The sequence below is a fragment of the Streptomyces sp. NEAU-W12 genome (genome assembly GCF_026242095.1).
Classification (GTDB): Bacteria; Actinomycetota; Actinomycetes; order Streptomycetales; family Streptomycetaceae; genus Streptomyces.
On the sequence record NZ_JAPJDM010000032.1, the window covers coordinates 20,413 to 34,144 of the forward strand.

Sequence of the window (13,732 nt, forward strand, 5' to 3'; positions counted from 1 at the left end):
ACCGAGGGGTTCAGGGCAGCCCGGCCGCCGCGGGCTCCGCGCTCCGGCACCTCCGTGTTCGCGATCGCGTCCCTTGCAGCTCTGGCCATGGATCGGACCGTCAGGCGGCACGACGGGGTGGCGGTGACGCCGTTCGCGGCGGTGGTCATGGCAGGATCGAGAGGCCATGACTGCTCTCACGAAGCCCCAGCCCGACGACACCGCCGACCCCTCGTCCGAGCGTGCCCCCGGAGCGGCGCTCCACTCCCCCGTCATCGACTGGTTCGACGAGCACGCCCGGGATCTGCCGTGGCGGCGCCCGGAGGCCGGCGCATGGGGGGTGATGGTCAGCGAGTTCATGCTCCAGCAGACCCCGGTGAACCGGGTCCTGCCCGTCTACGAGCAGTGGCTGGCCCGCTGGCCGCGCCCCGCCGACCTCGCCGCCGAGGCGCCCGGTGAGGCCGTCCGCGCCTGGGGCCGGCTCGGCTACCCGCGTCGTGCGCTGCGGCTGCACGGCGCCGCGGCCGCCATAACGGAACGGCACGGTGGCGACGTACCCGCCGACCACGCGCAGCTCTTGGCGCTGCCCGGCATCGGCGAGTACACGGCCGCCGCCGTGGCGTCGTTCGCGTACGGGCAGCGGCACGCCGTGCTGGACACCAACGTGCGCCGGGTGTTCGCCCGTGCGGTGACCGGTGTCCAGTACCCGCCGAACGCCACCACGGCTGCCGAGCGCCGGCTCGCCCGAGCACTGCTGCCCGAGGACGAGTCGACCGCCGCGCGGTGGGCCGCCGCCTCCATGGAGCTGGGGGCCCTGGTGTGCACGGCGAAGAACGAGTCGTGCCATCGCTGCCCCATCGCCGCGCAGTGCGCCTGGCGGCTCGCGGACAAGCCGGCGCACGACGGCCCGCCGCGCCGGGGGCAGACGTACGCCGGCACGGACCGTCAGGTCCGCGGGCGGTTGCTGGCCGTGCTCCGGGAGGCGCACGGTCCCGTACCGCAGGCGGCCCTGGACCGGGTGTGGCAGGAGCCGGTGCAGCGCGCCCGCGCACTGGACGGCCTGGTCGCCGACGGTCTGGTCGAACCGCTGCCCGGCGGGCTCTACCGGCTGCCGCTGACCTGACCGCCACCGGCCCGGCTCCGGCCTGGCTCCGGCCTGGCTCCGGCTCCGGCTCCGGCTCCGGCTCGACTGTTCCGCGTTCCCGCCCGGACGACACGCATCTCCCCGTAAGCCGCCCAAACCCCCCACCGCTTTACCTCGTTCCTACTTCCGTTACACAACCGTCGGAGAGCCGAGGGCAGGCCGCAGGCTGCTCCGCACAGTGCCGTGACAACGCCTCCGTACCTTCGTTCCCGTGCCCCGCACGCGAGAACAGGACGCAGCGCACAGCGCACCGGGGCGCGACCACCACGGATCACGGCAGTGGACCGGGCCGCACGGGCGGGCCGGTACGGGGAGCGGAAGGCGGTTCACCATGGCGCAGGGCGAGGTGCTCGGGTTCGAGGAGTACGTCCGCACCCGGCAGGACGCGCTGCTGCGCAGCGCCCGCCGTCTGGTGCCGGACCCCGTCGACGCGCAGGACCTGCTGCAGACCGCACTGGCCCGGACGTACGGGCGCTGGGACGGGATCGCCGACAAGCGGCTGGCCGACGCCTACCTGCGCCGCGTCATGATCAACACCCGGACCGAGTGGTGGCGCGCCCGCAAGCTGGAGGAGGTGCCCACCGAGCAGCTCCCGGACGCCTGCGTGGACGACGCCACCGAGCAGCACGCCGACCGCGCCCTCCTGATGGATGTCCTGAAGGTGCTCGCCCCCAAGCAGCGCAGCGTGGTGGTGCTGCGACACTGGGAGCAGATGTCCACGGAGGAGACGGCCGCCGCACTCGGCATGTCGGCCGGAACGGTCAAGAGCACGCTGCACCGGGCGCTCGCCCGGCTCCGCGAGGAGCTGGAAGCCCGCGAGCTGGACGCACGCGCGCTGGAGCGTGAGGAGCGGGAGCGTTGCGCGGCCTGACCGGCGCGGGACCCACGCGGGTCCGGAGAACCGCCCAGGCGGCGACCACGGCGACGTCCGTGCTCGTCGCCCTCGCCCTTTTCGTCACCGCCTGCGGTACGGGCGGCACCGGCGCCCGTGACGAGGGCCCCGCGCACGCGGACTCGGTGGTCAGCCCGCTGCCCACCTCCTCGTCCTCCTCCCTGCCCGCGCCTTCGCGGGCGGAGGCCTCGACCGGGGCCGGGGGCCGGGTGGACGCGGTGCGGCTGATCAAGGAGGACCCGGCCGTCTCGGCGGCGGTCAAGCGGGAGCTGGAGCCGTGTGTGGGTGACGAGTACCCCGTCGACGTGAGCTACGGCAACCTCACCGGGGGCACCTCGAACGACGTCGTCGTCAACGTGCTGACCTGCGGAGACGCGGTGGGCGTCGGTTCGTACGTGTACCGCGACCGAGGCGGTGCGTACGTGAACGTGTTCCAGACCGAGGAGCCCCCCGTGTACGCGGAGATCGACCGCGGGGACCTGGTGGTGACGATGCAGGTGTACGACCGGGGCGACCCGGTGTCGAGCCCGTCCGGCGAGAACGTGATCACCTACCGCTGGACCGCGGGCCGGTTCGCCGAGGAGTTCCGCACCCACAACGACTACGGCAAGGTGTCCGGCACGGAGCCGACCCCGGTGCCGGACAGCTGATATCCGGCACCGGCACGCGGGTTCCGAACCACAGGTGAGGGCGCGCGGCGTGAACCGGCTGGCCGCGTGATCCGATGAAGGGGATGAACCCTCCGCGCGGCCCCCGCGTCCGTCCGGTGGGCGGGGCGGAACCCTTCCACCGGTCCGACACCGCACAGAGACCGCACAGACGCCGAGCACTGATCACCGAGTACCGAGCACCGAGTACCGAGCACCGAGCACGAGAACTGAGAGCTGAGATCACCGGGATGGCAGACCAGACCCACGTCCTGTTCGTCGAGGACGACGACGTCATCCGTGAGGCCACCCAACTCGCCCTGGAGCGGGACGGCTTCGCGGTCACCGCGATGCCCGACGGGCTGTCGGGCCTGGAGGCGTTCCGCGCCGACCGGCCGGACATCGCGCTGCTCGACGTCATGGTGCCCGGCCTCGACGGCGTCAGCCTGTGCCGGAGCATCCGCGACGAGTCGATGGTGCCGGTGATCATGTTGTCGGCGCGGGCGGACGCCATCGACGTGGTCCTGGGACTGGAGGCGGGCGCCGACGACTACGTGACCAAACCGTTCGACGGTGCCGTCCTGGTCGCCCGGATCCGGGCGGTGCTGCGCCGGTTCGACCGGGTGAACGGCAGCCGGGAGGAAGCGGAGGCCGGGGCCCTTGCCGGCGCGCTGGCCTTCGGCGAACTGGAGATCGACACCGTGGGCATGGAGGTGCGGCGGGCCGGGAGCCCGGTGGCGCTGACCCCGACCGAGATGCGGCTGCTGCTGGAGTTCTCCTCGGCGCCGGGCACCGTCCTCTCCCGCGACCGACTGCTCGAACGTGTGTGGGAGTACGGGTGGGGCGGCGACACCCGTGTCGTCGACGTCCATGTGCAGCGGCTGCGCGGGAAGATCGGCCAGGACCGCATCGAGACGGTCCGCGGCTTCGGCTACAAGCTGAAGGCCTGAGCAGGGACATGCGGCGACACGTCGGACGACTGGTGGGCGCGGGGCTCGAGCGGGCGGGTGTCCTCACCGGGTTGAGATGGAAGCTCAGCGCCGCCATCGCCCTGGTCGGCGCGCTGGTGGCGGTCGCGCTGAGCCTGGTCGTGCACAACGCGGCCCGGGTGTCGATGCTGGACAACGCGCGCGATCTCGCCGACGAGCGCATCATGATCGCCCAGCGCAACTACGAACTGTCCGGGCGGCTGAACTTCCCCAACACCAAGGTCGACGACCCCGAACTGCCGGCGGAGCTGCGGGCGAAGGTGAGGGAGGGCCGGCGGGCCACCTACGTGGCCGACCGGCCGGGCGGGGCGCCGGACATCTGGGCGGCCGTACCACTGAAGAACGGCCACGTGATGTCCCTGCACTCAGGCTTCACGGACCGCAGCTCGGACATCCTCAAGGACCTCGACCAGGCCCTGGTGATCGGCTCCATCGCGGTCGTCCTGGGCGGCAGCGCGCTCGGGGTGCTGATCGGCGGGCACCTGTCCCGCCGGCTGCGCAAGGCGGCGAGCGCCGCCAACCGGGTCGCCAAGGGGGAGACGGAGGTCCGGGTGCGCGAGGCCATCGGCGGGGTCGTCCGGGACGAGACCGACGACCTGGCCAGCGCGGTGGACGCGATGGCGGACGCACTGCGTCAGCGGCTGGAGGCCGAACGCCGGGTCACCGCCGACATCGCGCACGAACTGCGCACCCCGGTCACCGGTCTGCTGACCGCCGCCGAACTGCTGCCGCCCGGCCGGCCCACCGAGCTGGTGCTGGACCGGGCGAAGGCCATGCGCACCCTGGTCGAGGACGTCCTGGAGGTGGCCCGGCTGGACGGCGCGTCCGAGCGGGCCGAGCTGCAGGACATCCTGCTGGGCGAGTTCGTCGCCCGGCGGGTCGCGGCGAAGGACCCGGACGTCGCGGTGCGCGTGGTGCACGAGTCGGAGGTCACCACCGACCCGCGGCGCCTGGAGCGGGTGCTGTTCAACCTGCTGGCCAACGCCTCCCGGCACGGCAGGCCGCCCGTCGAGGTCTCCGTCGAGGGGCGGGTCGTCCGGGTCCGCGACCACGGGCCCGGCTTCCCCGCGGACCTGCTCGCCGAGGGACCGAGCCGGTTCCGCACCGGCAGCACGGACCGGGCCGGACGCGGCCACGGTCTGGGACTGACCATCGCGGCCGGGCAGGCCCGGGTGCTGGGGGCGCGGCTGACCTTCCGCACCGTGCGGTCGGGGGGGGGGGGGGGGGGGCCCCCGCCCGGGGGGGGGGGGGGCGGGGGGGGGCTGCCGGAACACGCGCCGACGAACACCGGGAGTTATCCGGCACTTCCCTAGGATGTCCGGCCGGGGGGCCCGGAGCCGGGACCCGGTTGCCGGGCCGGAGTCCTCAGAACTGCACGCCCTTGCCGCGCAGGAACTTGACCGGGTCGATCGCGGAGCCGTAGTTCGGGCTGGTCCGGACCTCGAAGTGCAGGTGGGGACCGCTGGAGTTGCCGGTGTTGCCGGACGCGGCGATCTTCTGGCCGGTCTTGACGACCTGACCGGGCCGCACGTTCACCTCGGAGAGGTGGGCGTACTGGGAGTACGTCCCGTTGCCGTGGTTGATGACCACGGCGTTGCCGTAGGCCGGGCCGTCACCGGCGCCGTTGCCGCCCGCCTTGGCGACCGTGCCGCCGTGCACGGCCATGACCTTGGTGCCGTTCGGGACCGCGTAGTCCTGCCCGCTGTGGGCGGACTGCCACATGCCGCCGGCCTGGGCGTAGCTCGCGGAGATCTTGTACTTCTTCACCGGGTCGACCCAGGAAGCCTTCTTCTTGGCGGGCTGAGCCGGCTTCTCGGCCTTCGCGGCCTTCTTCGCCGCGGCGGACTTCTTCGCCGCGGCGGACTTCTTCGCCGCGGCGGACTTCTTCGCCGCGGCTGCCTTCTTTTTCTCGGCTGCCTCGGTCTTCGCGGCCTCGGCCTGGGCGTCCGCCTGAGCCTGCACGGCCTTGGCGGTGCCGCTGCCGACGGCCGTGGTGTCGGCGGCGGCCGCGATCCCGGCTCCCACGACGGCCGTGACTCCCATACCGGCGGCCATGACGGCCGCACGGGTGCGGAGGTGGGACGTGAGGAAGGAACGGGGCGTGACGCGCTGGGACATCTGAACCTCGCGAGGAAGGGAGCAAAGGAAAACCACCGGGCGAACAGGTCCGCTCCGAAGTGGCCATCCCTTGGTAACCCCTCCGCCCACAAAGGCACAAAAAGGGTTATCTACGACAGACCTTCGTACTTCCCCAGTGAGATGGATGTCTCTTGACACCCCGCCCGTACCGGACGAAAGCCCCATTCGAGGTCGACCGATCGAGGTTTCACATCAAATGTCCGTTTTGCGTTTCGACACTTCGCCACTATTCCGGCTAGTACCGGACGAAACGCCTGTGGAGCATGTCACCGGGGGCGGGGTTCGGACATTCCATAAATGTGGCGTGCGCCTCTCTAGCTGCCTACCGCGCGGTAACCCTACGGTTCACCCCGCGTCACCCTCCACCACGAACATGCACACGACACATCGCCCCGTTGGCAGCGTTACGAGCCCGAGAGGACCCCCCACCACATGAGAAGCCGACGCCCCTGGCTGCGCCGCGCATCGGTCACCGCCGTCTCCACCGCGGCCCTGGTGTCCCTGGCCGTCCCCGCCCAGGCAGCGACCGACACCGGCCCCTCCGCGACGGCCGCCGTGACGGCCACGGCAGCCTCCGCAGACGTCGACTACGACACCTGGCAGCGGGACTGCCAGGCGGTCATGGATCAGGCCCTGCCGCAGTTGCAGCAGCGGATCGCGAACCCGCGGCCGGGCGAGAAGCAGGCGATCGTCCTCGACATCGACAACACCGCCCTGGAGTCCGACTTCGGCTTCAGCTTCCCGGCACCGGCCAACGAGCCGGTCCTGGAGGTCGCGCAGTACGCCCAGGAGCGCGGGGTCGCGGTGTTCTTCGTGACCGCCCGGCCGGGCATCATCGAGGCCTTCACCGAGTACAACCTCGACCACGCCGGATACGAGTCCGCCGGGTTGTACGTCCGCAGCCTCACCGACCTGTTCCGGAACGTGGCCGCGTACAAGACGGCCAAGCGCGTCGACATCGAGTCGAAGGGCTACACGATCATCGCCAACATCGGCAACAACGACACCGACCTCTCGGGCGGCCACGCCGAGAGGACCTACAAGCTGCCGGACTACGACGGCCAGCTCTCGTAACCCGGGACACGACATGCGAAAGGGGCCGGTGCCCTCCCGGGCACCGGCCCCTTTCGGCTGCCGTGACGCTGACGCGTTACGCGCTGAGGCGCTTACGCCTCCTTGCTGAGGTTCGGACCGGCTCCGCCGGCCGCCTGCTCGATCGGCGGGACGTCGGGCAGGGCCGCCTTCTCCTCACCGCGGAAGGTGAAGGTCGCGCTCTCGCCCTCGCCCTCGGTGTCCACGACCACGATGTGGCCGGGACGCAGCTCACCGAAGAGGATCTTCTCCGACAGCGAGTCCTCGATCTCGCGCTGGATGGTCCGGCGCAGCGGCCGGGCGCCCAGCACGGGGTCGTAGCCCCTCGTGGACAGCAGCTCCTTGGCGGACTGGGAGAGCTCGATGCCCATGTCCCGGTCCTTCAGTCGCTCGTCCACCTTCTCGATCATCAGGTCGACGATCGCGAGGATGTCCTCCTGGGACAGCTGCGGGAACACGACCACGTCGTCGACACGGTTGAGGAACTCGGGACGGAAGTGCTGCTTCAGCTCGTCCGACACCTTGTTCTTCATGCGCTCGTAGTTGGACTTCTTGTCGCCGGCGGCGGCGAAGCCCAGGTTGAAGCCCTTGGAGATGTCCCGGGTGCCGAGGTTGGTCGTCATGATGATGACCGTGTTCTTGAAGTCCACGACCCGGCCCTGGGAGTCGGTCAGGCGACCGTCCTCCAGGATCTGCAGCAGCGAGTTGAAGATGTCCGGGTGGGCCTTCTCGACCTCGTCGAAGAGGACGACCGAGAACGGCTTGCGGCGCACCTTCTCCGTCAGCTGACCGCCCTCCTCGTAGCCCACGTAGCCGGGGGGCGAACCGAAGAGGCGCGAGACCGTGTGCTTCTCGCTGAACTCCGACATGTCGAGGGAGATCAGCGCGTCCTCGTCACCGAACAGGAACTCGGCGAGGGCCTTGGACAGCTCGGTCTTACCGACGCCGGACGGGCCGGCGAAGATGAACGAGCCACCGGGACGCTTCGGGTCCTTCAGACCGGCACGCGTACGGCGGATCGCCTTCGACAGCGCCTTGACGGCGTCCTTCTGGCCGATGACCCGCTTGTGGAGTTCGTCCTCCATGCGCAGCAGGCGCGAGGACTCCTCCTCGGTCAGCTTGAAGACCGGGATGCCGGTGGCCGTGGCGAGGACCTCGGCGATCAGGTCGCCGTCGACCTCGGCGACGACGTCCATGTCGCCGGCCTTCCACTCCTTCTCCCGCTTGGCCTTGGCGGCGAGGAGCTGCTTCTCCTTGTCGCGCAGGGAGGCGGCCTTCTCGAAGTCCTGCGAGTCGATCGCGGACTCCTTGTCCCGGCGGACACCGGCGATCTTCTCGTCGAACTCGCGCAGGTCCGGCGGCGCGGTCATCCGGCGGATGCGCATCCTCGAGCCGGCCTCGTCGATCAGGTCGATCGCCTTGTCCGGGAGGAAGCGGTCCGAGATGTACCGGTCGGCCAGGGTGGCGGCCTGCACCAGCGCCTCGTCGGTGATCGAGACACGGTGGTGCGCCTCGTACCGGTCGCGCAGACCCTTGAGGATCTCGATGGTGTGCGGCAGCGACGGCTCGGCGACCTGGATCGGCTGGAAGCGGCGCTCGAGGGCCGCGTCCTTCTCCAGGTGCTTGCGGTACTCGTCCAGCGTGGTCGCGCCGATGGTCTGGAGCTCACCACGCGCCAGCATCGGCTTCAGGATGGAGGCCGCGTCGATGGCGCCCTCGGCGGCTCCCGCACCGACCAGCGTGTGCAGCTCGTCGATGAACAGGATGATGTCGCCGCGGGTGCGGATCTCCTTGAGCACCTTCTTCAGGCGCTCCTCGAAGTCACCGCGGTAGCGGGAGCCCGCGACCAGGGCGCCGAGGTCCAGGGTGTAGAGGTGCTTGTCCTTGAGGGTCTCGGGCACCTCGCCCTTGACGATGGCCTGGGCGAGGCCCTCGACGACGGCGGTCTTGCCGACGCCGGGCTCACCGATCAGCACCGGGTTGTTCTTGGTGCGGCGGGACAGCACCTGCATGACCCGCTCGATCTCCTTCTCGCGCCCGATGACCGGGTCGAGCTTGGACTCACGGGCGGCCTGGGTGAGGTTCCGGCCGAACTGGTCGAGGACCAGGGACGTGGAGGGGGTGCCCTCGGCAGGACCGCCGGCGGTGGCGGTCTCCTTGCCCTGGTAACCGGAGAGCAGCTGGATGACCTGCTGCCGCACGCGGTTCAGATCTGCGCCCAGCTTGACCAGGACCTGGGCGGCGACGCCCTCGCCCTCACGGATCAGGCCGAGCAGGATGTGCTCCGTGCCGATGTAGTTGTGACCCAGCTGCAGCGCCTCGCGGAGCGACAGCTCGAGCACCTTCTTGGCACGGGGGGTGAAGGGGATGTGACCCGACGGGGCCTGCTGGCCCTGTCCGATGATCTCCTCCACCTGCTGGCGGACCGCCTCGAGCGAAATCCCGAGGCTCTCAAGGGCCTTGGCGGCGACACCCTCACCCTCGTGGATCAGGCCCAGGAGAATGTGCTCAGTGCCGATGTAGTTGTGGTTGAGCATCCGGGCTTCTTCCTGAGCCAGGACGACAACCCGCCGCGCGCGGTCGGTGAACCTCTCGAACATCGTTAATCGCTCCTCAGAGCGGTCAGGCAGTGGGGGGAACTTCCCCTCCCTGTCCTTCCGCAGCTTAGTCCCGCAAGCGGGGACCGCTCATTCCAACTGCCGACACCGTCGATGGCCTCCTGACCCCGAACGCCGACATATGCTCCAACCCGATGGTGCGAGACGATGTTCCCGCAGACCAGGCGGTTACCCCTATCGCCAGTACGCCGATGGCGAACGCGAGATGTGCCACCCCGTGTGTCGCCCCCCTCCCACTAGGGATGTCTTACCCGCTGCGACCGACAGTCCATGCCGAATACAGGAGTTCCCTCCGCTACGGGCGAACAACCTCGCGCCTCCCCCGGTCCGCGCACGCCTCCGTGTTCGAGACTCTTCGCATGCAAGTGAGAACTCAGCGTAACCCCAACGGTCTTACGGCGGTTGCGCCTGGCATGGCCGGCACCGCTCCCTCCACCCTCCCCGTCGCCTCGGATCCGTCCGCCCCCGCGCACCGTTCCGTCGCCCCGGCCGAGGAGGCCCCGGGCCGACCTCGGCCGACCGGAGCGCGGGATCCGGCCGGGGCGAACGAGACAGGCGGTCCGGGTGATCCGGGTGATCCGAGCAGTCCGGGCAGTCCGGGCAGTCCGGGCAGTCCGGGTGACCCCGTCCGGCGTTGGTACGAGGACGAACAAGGGTGGCCGACGCTGCCCGGTCCCCCGGTGCGCCTCCCGGTGGGAGTGCGCTTCGACGTCCTGGACGTCCCCGCCGAAGCCGGCCGTGCGGCACTGGAGCGTCTGGAGCTCCCGGGGCCGGTGGCCCTGCAGGGAGGCCGGATGCGGCTGCTGGTGGCCGCGGGCAGCGCGGAGGAACTGCCGGGGCTGCTCGCCTGGCTGGAGTGGGGCACGCTGGCCCTCGACCTGGCCGCGGTCGGCGCGGGCGGGTTCATCGACGCTCCGCCGCCCCCGGGGCCCGTCGGCCGCGGTGCCGTCCGGCCGCTCCCACCGGACCACCCCGGTGCACAGGGGGCCGCCGTGTGGCTGCGGCCCCCCGAGCCGGGGCGCGAGGTCGAGGCCTCGCTGCCGACACTGTCGGCGACGGGGGGCCGTGCGGGCGCCCCCGATCTCGTACGACTGGTGAACACGGCGGCCACACAGTGCCACCGGATCCGGCTCCTGCGCGCCCGCGCCCGGCCGCCGGCCGGGGTGCGCGAGGCGGGACGGGCCGACAGTCAGCCGTTGGCCTGCTCGTAGGCCTCGCGAATGGCCGCGGGGACCCGGCCGCGGTCGTTGACCTCGTGGCCGTTCTCCTTCGCCCAGGCGCGGATCGCCGCGGTGTCCTGGCCGCCGCCGGAAGCGGCACGCGCCTTTCCACGCCCGCCCGAAGCACGGCCTCCCGTACGACGGCCGCCCTTCACGTAAGGCTCGAGAAGGCCACGGAGCTTGTCCGCATTGGCGGTGGTGAGATCGATCTCGTATGTCTTGCCGTCCAACGCGAACGTCACGGTCTCGTCCGCTTCGCCGCCGTCGAGGTCGTCGACAAGAAGGACCTGAACCTTCTGTGCCACCGGATTTCCTTTCGTCGATAACGTCAGGGCCTGGGTGTACCGGCGTCCGCCGTATCGCCGTCCCCTGTTATATCCACTACTGCAGTACGTCGGAAAGCAAACCGCTTTTGCCGGAAAAACACAAACCCCGGGGAGTGACACGCTGCCCGCGCACGGTCCGGAAACGTGCGCGTTTCGGACATAGGGCACCGGGCAAGGCCCGCGGCGGCGAAGCGCCTACGGAAGCGGGTGCGGAATATGCCATGGCGTCGCCCGCCGAGGGGCTCCGCCGCAAGGTGCCGGGTACGGAACGCGGACGATCACAGATGCAGAAGCATCCGGCTGTTGCCCAGGGTGTTCGGTTTCACTCGTTCGAGACCGAGGAACTCCGCGACACCCTCGTCATAGGAACGCAGCAGCTCGGCGTACACATCGGTGTCGACGGGCGTCTCACCGATCTCCACGAAGCCGTGCTTGCCGAAGAACTCGACTTCGAAGGTCAGGCAGAAAACACGGCGAACACCGAGCCGACGGGCGGTCTGCAGCAACTTCTCCATCAAGCGATGCCCCACACCGGCGCCCTTCAGCCCGGGCTTCACCGCGAGAGTGCGGACTTCCGCGAGGTCTTCCCACATCACGTGCAGCGCGCCGCAGCCGACGACCTCCCCGTTGTCGTCCCGTTCCGCGATCCAGAACTCCTGGATGGCCTCGTAAAGCGTCACCGTTGCTTTGTCGAGCAGGATGCCCTTGTGGGCGTAGGCGTCGAGGAGGCGGCGCACGGCGGGGACATCGCCGGTGCGGGCCCGTCGGACGGTGATGGCTTTTGCGGGGACATCCGGGCTGTCTGCTGACATGAGCGGACGCTATCGCCCGCGCGGTCCCTCGGCCGAGGCGGGGTTCTCGACGGAGGGTTCCGCGGGCGGGGGTTGTTCGGGCGATCCGGCCTGTTCGGCCGCTCCAGGCCCTTCCGCCGCTCCAGGCTGTTCCGCCGCTCCCGGCTGTTCCGCCGGCCGGCGTTGTTCCGTGGTTTCCGGAAGGGGTGTGACGCGTACGGCATCCGTGAGGGCCTGGCGCTGTTCCTCGCTCATCATCCCGAAGAAGGCGACGAGTGCGGCGGCGGCGTTGTCGCTCTGCGACCAGGCCTCGTTCATCAGCGCGGCGGCGTACGCGGCACGGGTGGAGACCGCCTCATACCGGTAGGCCCGGCCTTCCGCCTGGCGGCGCACCCAGCCCTTCTGATGGAGATTGTCCAGAACGGTCATCACCGTGGTGTAGGCGATGGACCGTTCCTTCTGCAGATCTTCGAGGACTTCCCTGACAGTGACCGGGCGGTTCCACTTCCACACCCGCGTCATGACCGCGTCTTCGAGTTCTCCCAATGGGCGAGGCACACCTCGTAACAATAGTGTGAAATCCGCACCACGGCGTGCCGATCATGCACGAAGGGCAGCGAAGGCGAACAAAAAGGGCACACGACTCGCACTCGGCCGCGCTCGATCCGTACGCCGGGTCCGCCTCCGTGCCGCCCGCGGCCGGCCGAGCAGCGGACGGCCGGACAGCCGCCTGACGGCCGCCGGTCAGGCCTCGGTCTTGGCGGGGGCCTGCCGGGGCGCCTCCGCGCGGGCCAGGGCCGCGTCCACGGCGGCGTCCTCCTTGGTCTTGTTGGCGCCGCCCTGGGTCTTCACGATCACCCGGATCACGCCGATGAAGAGGACGGCCATGACGGCCGGGGGCAGGAGCGCGGAGACATAGTCCATGGATCCAGGGTAGCCAGGGCCCGGCCGACGGCCGGGCGGGGGTGGGCGTGCGGCGGACGGGCGGGCGGCGGCTCCGCGGCAGGCCTCTCAGCCCGCGGCGAGCCGCCGGCCCTGCGGGGGCGGGGCCGGCTTGCGGCGGGGGAAGACCTCGCCCGGGGTGGGGACGGGGCGGCCCGGCTTCGGACGGCCGGGTGCGGGGGCGGCGGGGTCCCGCGCGGGTTCGGGCCGGGGAGCGGACGGCTTGCGCTCCGGCTCCCCCTCCGGGTCCTCGGCGGCCTGGCCGCCCGGCAGGGCGAGGAGGCGGGTGCGGGAGGCGGGGACGACGGACAGGGGGCCCTTGGGCAGCGGGCCGGTGGACGGGCCGCCGGACAGGGACCCCGCGGAGCCCACGGAGCCCACGGAGCCCACTCGGACGGTACGGCCGGCGAGGCGGGCGCGTACGTCCTCCTCCGCGAGGAGCCGGCAGCGGTCCAGGAGAGCGGCGGCGGCGGGGTTGCCGCGCAGCGCCCGGAGGGCGGCGAGGTCGTCGGCGTCGGGACGGTAACCGGCGCCCAGCGCCTCCTCCAGAAGCCTGAGGTAGCCGACGACGGTGCCGGGGAGGGCTGCGCGGTAGCGGCCGAGGTCGGCTACCAGGAAGGCGCGCAGCCGGACACTCTCCCGCGTCGCCTCGTCGAGGGATTCGGCGAGGCGGAGGCAGTCCTGGACGTCTTCGGCCGAGGCGGACGTGGGGTGCAGGGCGAGGGCGAGGGCGCGGCGGAGCACACGCAGCTCCTGCGCACCGAACGCCATGCCGCCGCGGGATCCGTAGGGCGTGGGCATAAGGCGACGATACGCGCTAATCGGACAAACAACGCATAGCGTGCGGGTGTGGCGTGCGGGTACGGCGTGCGGGTCCACCCGGGTGGGGGCCGCGGACCGGCTCCGCGGCCCGTGGCGCTTTCCGGGAATGTGTCACGGTCCGCGGCGGGAGC

General features: G+C 71.0%; 14 protein-coding genes. 7 read left to right on the top strand and 7 right to left on the bottom strand.

Features of this window, described 5'->3' with window-relative positions; all coding sequences use genetic code 11:
* Window positions 1-166 precede the first annotated feature (166 nt).
* The 5 genes from ORI94_RS30850 (at window position 167) to cseC (ending at window position 4,964) form a co-directional block, all read left to right on the top strand.
* Window positions 167-1,102 carry an A/G-specific adenine glycosylase gene (locus ORI94_RS30850; protein ID WP_266081686.1) on the top strand — a complete coding sequence of 312 codons (936 nt, stop codon included), beginning with the start codon at window positions 167-169 and terminating at the stop codon, window positions 1,100-1,102.
* 352 nt (window positions 1,103-1,454) lie between these two features.
* On the top strand, window positions 1,455-1,994 hold the full coding sequence (locus ORI94_RS30855) for a SigE family RNA polymerase sigma factor (RefSeq protein ID WP_042174309.1): 540 nt from the start codon (window positions 1,455-1,457) through the stop codon (window positions 1,992-1,994).
* On the top strand, window positions 1,982-2,665 hold the full coding sequence (locus ORI94_RS30860) for a hypothetical protein (protein WP_266081687.1): 684 nt from the start codon (window positions 1,982-1,984) through the stop codon (window positions 2,663-2,665). Before ORI94_RS30855 ends, ORI94_RS30860 begins: the two co-directional genes overlap by 13 nt.
* Before the next feature lie 248 nt (window positions 2,666-2,913).
* Entirely contained in the window at window positions 2,914-3,612 is a 699-nt protein-coding gene (gene cseB / locus ORI94_RS30865; protein ID WP_266081689.1) for a two-component system response regulator CseB, read from the top strand.
* Window positions 3,501-4,964, top strand: coding sequence for a two-component system sensor histidine kinase CseC (gene cseC / locus ORI94_RS30870; protein WP_416237930.1), 1,464 nt, complete (start codon window positions 3,501-3,503; stop codon window positions 4,962-4,964). The genes cseB and cseC overlap by 112 nt, the downstream gene beginning before the upstream one ends.
* Before the next feature lie 52 nt (window positions 4,965-5,016).
* Here the strand turns inward: cseC and ORI94_RS30875 are convergent, their stop codons facing one another.
* Window positions 5,017-5,769, bottom strand: coding sequence for a M23 family metallopeptidase (locus ORI94_RS30875; RefSeq protein WP_266081693.1), 753 nt, complete (start codon window positions 5,767-5,769; stop codon window positions 5,017-5,019).
* 453 nt (window positions 5,770-6,222) lie between these two features.
* On the opposite strand from ORI94_RS30875, the gene ORI94_RS30880 reads away from it, so the two are divergent.
* Window positions 6,223-6,864 (top strand): HAD family acid phosphatase, encoded by a 642-nt coding sequence (locus tag ORI94_RS30880; protein WP_266081695.1) that lies wholly within the window; start codon window positions 6,223-6,225, stop codon window positions 6,862-6,864.
* Window positions 6,865-6,956: 92 nt separating this feature from the next.
* Here the strand turns inward: ORI94_RS30880 and ORI94_RS30885 are convergent, their stop codons facing one another.
* Entirely contained in the window at window positions 6,957-9,482 is a 2,526-nt protein-coding gene (locus ORI94_RS30885; protein WP_266081696.1) for an ATP-dependent Clp protease ATP-binding subunit, read from the bottom strand.
* Window positions 9,483-9,913: 431 nt separating this feature from the next.
* Here ORI94_RS30885 and ORI94_RS30890 point away from each other — a divergent pair, with 431 nt between their 5' ends.
* The gene (locus tag ORI94_RS30890) at window positions 9,914-10,711 is read left to right on the top strand and encodes an SCO3374 family protein (protein ID WP_416237931.1); all 798 of its coding nucleotides are present in this window, start codon (window positions 9,914-9,916) and stop codon (window positions 10,709-10,711) included.
* On the opposite strand, the gene ORI94_RS30895 is transcribed toward ORI94_RS30890, so the two are convergent.
* The 5 genes from ORI94_RS30895 to ORI94_RS30915 form a co-directional block, all read right to left on the bottom strand.
* Entirely contained in the window at window positions 10,690-11,025 is a 336-nt protein-coding gene (locus ORI94_RS30895; protein ID WP_042174292.1) for a histone-like nucleoid-structuring protein Lsr2, read from the bottom strand. The genes ORI94_RS30890 and ORI94_RS30895 overlap by 22 nt on opposite strands.
* 299 nt (window positions 11,026-11,324) lie before the next feature.
* Window positions 11,325-11,858, bottom strand: coding sequence for an amino-acid N-acetyltransferase (locus ORI94_RS30900; RefSeq protein ID WP_266081699.1), 534 nt, complete (start codon window positions 11,856-11,858; stop codon window positions 11,325-11,327).
* Between the two features lie 9 nt (window positions 11,859-11,867).
* Window positions 11,868-12,395 carry a BlaI/MecI/CopY family transcriptional regulator gene (locus tag ORI94_RS30905; RefSeq protein ID WP_266081701.1) on the bottom strand — a complete coding sequence of 176 codons (528 nt, stop codon included), beginning with the start codon at window positions 12,393-12,395 and terminating at the stop codon, window positions 11,868-11,870.
* 186 nt (window positions 12,396-12,581) lie between these two features.
* A complete protein-coding gene (locus ORI94_RS30910; RefSeq protein ID WP_042174289.1) occupies window positions 12,582-12,761 on the bottom strand; it encodes a hypothetical protein in 180 nt (59 codons plus the stop codon).
* 87 nt (window positions 12,762-12,848) lie between these two features.
* On the bottom strand, window positions 12,849-13,550 hold the full coding sequence (locus ORI94_RS30915) for a hypothetical protein (protein WP_266081781.1): 702 nt from the start codon (window positions 13,548-13,550) through the stop codon (window positions 12,849-12,851).
* Window positions 13,551-13,732 lie beyond the last annotated feature (182 nt).